This is a genomic window from Rhodoferax sp. (assembly GCF_028715765.1).
Classification (GTDB): Bacteria; Pseudomonadota; Gammaproteobacteria; order Burkholderiales; family Burkholderiaceae_C; genus Rhodoferax.
In genome coordinates, this window is record NZ_JAQURE010000096.1 from 1 (window position 1) to 3,596 (window position 3,596).

At 61.2% G+C, this 3,596-nt stretch carries 4 protein-coding genes; all 4 read right to left on the reverse strand.

All coding sequences use genetic code 11. The annotated features are described in order from the left end of the window. Nucleotides 1–1,481, reverse strand: a 1,481-nt coding sequence (locus PHT20_RS16390; RefSeq protein ID WP_301021370.1) for an NAD(P)H-dependent oxidoreductase subunit E, incomplete at its 3' end; no start/stop codon positions are given. A 101-nt stretch (nucleotides 1,482–1,582) separates the two neighbouring features. Further along, entirely contained in the window at nucleotides 1,583–2,953 is a 1,371-nt protein-coding gene (gene hisD / locus PHT20_RS16395; RefSeq protein WP_301021371.1) for a histidinol dehydrogenase, read from the reverse strand. Nucleotides 2,954–3,012: 59 nt separating this feature from the next. Continuing rightward, complete coding sequence (locus PHT20_RS16400) at nucleotides 3,013–3,174, reverse strand: hypothetical protein (protein ID WP_301021372.1); 162 nt, start codon at nucleotides 3,172–3,174, stop codon at nucleotides 3,013–3,015. A 24-nt stretch (nucleotides 3,175–3,198) separates the two neighbouring features. Then, a partial coding sequence (hisG, locus tag PHT20_RS16405) for an ATP phosphoribosyltransferase (RefSeq protein ID WP_301021373.1) occupies nucleotides 3,199–3,596 on the reverse strand: 398 nt, incomplete at its 5' end.

The window sequence follows — 3,596 nt, forward strand, 5'->3', positions numbered from 1 at the left end:
TGGGCAAAAAACTGGGCAAAGTTGAGCGCCACTTCAAACATGTCACGACTGCGGTCAAACACCATGAAAGCGCCTGCGGTGTGCACGTCCTCAAAGCCGATGTGACGACCAAATTCCGAGGCCGACAGGCACACGCCTGAGGGCCCGCCCACCTGCACCGCCTGCGTGTTGCGCGCGCCACAGTCTTCCAGAATGCGGCCAATGCGCGTACCAAACGGGTATTCGTAAATGCCGGGGCGCTCACAGTCGCCCGAGACCGAGTGAATCTTGGTGCCGGTGGACTGCGCCGTGCCAATACCGCGCCACCAGTCTGCGCCGTGCAGCGCAATGTGCGCCACCGCACACAAGGTTTCAACGTTATTGACGGTTGTGGGCTGCCCCAGGTAACCGCTCTCGACCGGAAAAGGTGGGCGGATGCGCGGCGTTCCGCGCTGCCCTTCAAGCGATTCGATCAGCGCCGACTCTTCACCGCACACGTAAGCCCCGGCACCCAGGTGGATGGTGATGTCAAAGTCAAACCCGGCCTGCCCAAGAATCGCCGCACCCAGCAACCCGGCTTCGCGGCGGCGTTGCAATACCGTTTGCAGATGGTCGAGCAAAAAGCGGTATTCACCGCGCAGGTAAATAAGGCCCTGACGCGCGCCCACCACCAGTGCGCCAATCGTCATACCCTCCACCACCGCGTCAAAGCTGTGCATCAGCAGCACCCGGTCCTTGAACGTGCCGGGTTCGCCTTCGTCGGCGTTGCAGACCACGTAACGTGTTTCGCCCGGGGCGTTGCGGCACAGCTGCCATTTGGTACCGGTGGCATAACCGGCCCCGCCACGGCCGCGCAGCTTGGCACGCTTGAGCTCGTCGAGCATCGCTTGCGAACCGCGCGCCAACGCCGCGGCCAGCGCCTGCCCAGGCTCGGGCTGCACGCCGAGCTTGACGTCGGCACGCTGAATGTTTTCATCGACCCGCGACCAGTCAGCAGGCCATTGGCCGGGCGGCGTGTTTTGCTCAATCAGCGTGGCCAGGTGGTCAATGCGCGCCGGGGTCAGGCGCGTCACCACGTGGTGATGGTTGACCAGCAGTGCAGGACCCTGATCGCACAAACCGGTGCACGAGGTAGTAGTCACGCTGACGCGGCCGTCTTCACGCATCTGGCCCGGACGCACTTTGAGCAAATGGCACAGGTGGCGCAGCATTTCTTCGCTGCCGCCCATGCGGTCGGTGATGTTGTCGCTGAACAGGATGCGGAACTGGCCGACCGGTTGCAAGTGAAAAAACCGGTAAAAGCCGGCCACGCCTTCCACATGCGCCAAGGTCAGCCCAAGCGATCGGGCAATCTGGTCAAGTGCCGGGCGCGGCACCCAGCCACGCATGGCTTGCAACTCACGCAGGATTTGCACCAGGGCATGAGGGTCACGCTGGTAACGCGCCAGCAGTGAATCGATGTCTTCCGAACTGGGCGTGCACGCAAGAGTGGTCTGTGACATGGGGGCTTGCTCTCCTTGCTGAAATCAACGCGTCCATTGGGCCACATTGGCCGGCAAAAACCCATGTCGCAGGTCAACAAAGCCTGAAAAACAACCAAGGTTTACCCTTGTTTCAGACGCATCTCGGCGGCCCGTGCGTGGGCTTGCAAGCCTTCGCCATGGGCCAACACCGACGCAATCTGACCCAGCGTTTGCGCGCCCGCCTCGCTCACCTCGATCAGGCTGCTGCGCTTTTGAAAGTCGTACACGCCCAGCGGCGACGAAAAGCGCGCGGTGCCGCTGGTGGGCAGCACGTGGTTGGGCCCGGCGCAATAGTCGCCCAGGCTTTCGCTGGTGTACGCACCCAGAAAGATGGCGCCGGCGTGTTTGAGCAGTGGCTCCCAGCGGTGCGGCTCGCGGCTGGAGACTTCCAGGTGCTCCGGGGCGATGCGGTTGCTGATGGCGCAGGCTTCTTCCATGCTGCGGGTATGGATCAGCGCGCCGCGGCCGCTGAGCGACTTGACAATGATCTCGCGCCTGGGCATCTCGGGCAGCAAGCGGTCGATACTGGTTTGGACTTGGTCGATGTACGCTTTGTGCGGACACAGCAAAATGCTCTGCGCGAGTTCGTCGTGCTCGGCCTGGCTGAACAGATCCATCGCCACCCAGTCGGGCGGCGTGCTGCCGTCGGCCAGCACCAGAATTTCACTCGGCCCGGCGATCATGTCGATGCCGACCACGCCAAACACACGCTTCTTGGCGCTGGCCACATAGGCGTTGCCGGGGCCGGTGATCTTGTCCACCTTGGGCACGGTGGCCGTGCCGTAAGCCAGCGCCGCCACCGCTTGGGCGCCGCCAATGGTGAAGGCTCGGGTCACGCCAGCCACATAAGCCGCAGCCAGCACCAGCGTGTTGACTTCAGGCTTGGCATCAGATGCCGCGCCTGTGCCTCCACTGGCCACGCTGCCGCGCACAGGCGTGGGCACCACCATGATGATCTCACCGACACCGGCCACATGCGCCGGGATGGCGTTCATCAACACGCTGCTGGGGTAAGCAGCTTTGCCACCGGGCACGTAAATGCCGACGCGATCCAGCGGCGTGACTTTTTGCCCTAGCAAAGTGCCGTCTGCGTCGCGGTAGCTCCAGCTCTCGCCGCTGGCTTTGCGCTGGGCTTCATGGTAGCTGCGCACACTGGCAGCTGCGGCTTGCAGGGCTTGGCGCTGGTCATCTGGCAATGCGTCGAAAGCGACTTTGAGTTCGGCTTGGGTCAGCTCCAGTGCTGCCATGGACTCGGCTTGCAAGCCATCAAAGCGTGCGGTGTAGTCCAGCACGGCGGCATCACCACGCTGCTGCACGTCTGCCAGGATGTCGGCCACGCGCTGCTCAATGCCGGCATCGGTGTCGGCCGACCAGTGCAGGCGGGCTTTGAAGTCTGCGTCAAAAGTGGCGCTAGCGGTTAAAAGACGGGCGGGAGTAGCTATTGAATTCATTTTGGTTGCTTAAGGCAAATGGACATCCAGAAAATAACAATTGAGTTGAGAAGTTAGGTTTAACGTTCTCGGTGCACTTTGATGCCAACAATGACGCTTTTGACTGTGTCGTCTTTTGCAAGCTGCACACGCTCCACGGTGTAGTCGCCGCTACCGACTTGAAACTGATTCAAAAACCGCAATGCATCAATCACACCAAGCAGCCGAGTCAATGTGTTCATAGCGATACCTCCACAAAGAATTTACTACCTCACCGCCGACTCAAACGCATCAATGATGCGTCGAATAGGCGCCTGCTTGAGTTTCAGCGCGGCCTGGTTCACCACCAGGCGCGAGCTGATGTCCATGATGTGCTCCACCTCCACCAGCTGGTTGGCCTTGAGGGTGTTGCCGGTGGAGACCAGATCGACGATGGCATCCGCCATACCCACCAGCGGCGCCAGTTCCATGCTGCCGTAGAGCTTGATCAGGTCCACGTGCACGCCTTTGCTGGCAAAAAACTCGCGTGAAATCGCCACGTATTTGGTCGCCACGGTCAGGCGCGAGCCTTTTTTGACCATGTTGGCATAGTCAAAACCTGAGCGCACCGCCACGCTGATGCGGCATTTGGCAATTTGCAAATCCAGCGGTTGGTACAAGCCCT

Excerpts from the sequence above, each read along its gene's own strand:
- hisD (WP_301021371.1), bottom strand. The coding sequence starts at position 2,953 with ATGAATTCAATAGCTACTCCCGCCCGTCTTTTAACCGCTAGCGCCACT.
- PHT20_RS16400 (WP_301021372.1), bottom strand. The coding sequence starts at position 3,174 with ATGAACACATTGACTCGGCTGCTTGGTGTGATTGATGCATTGCGGTTT.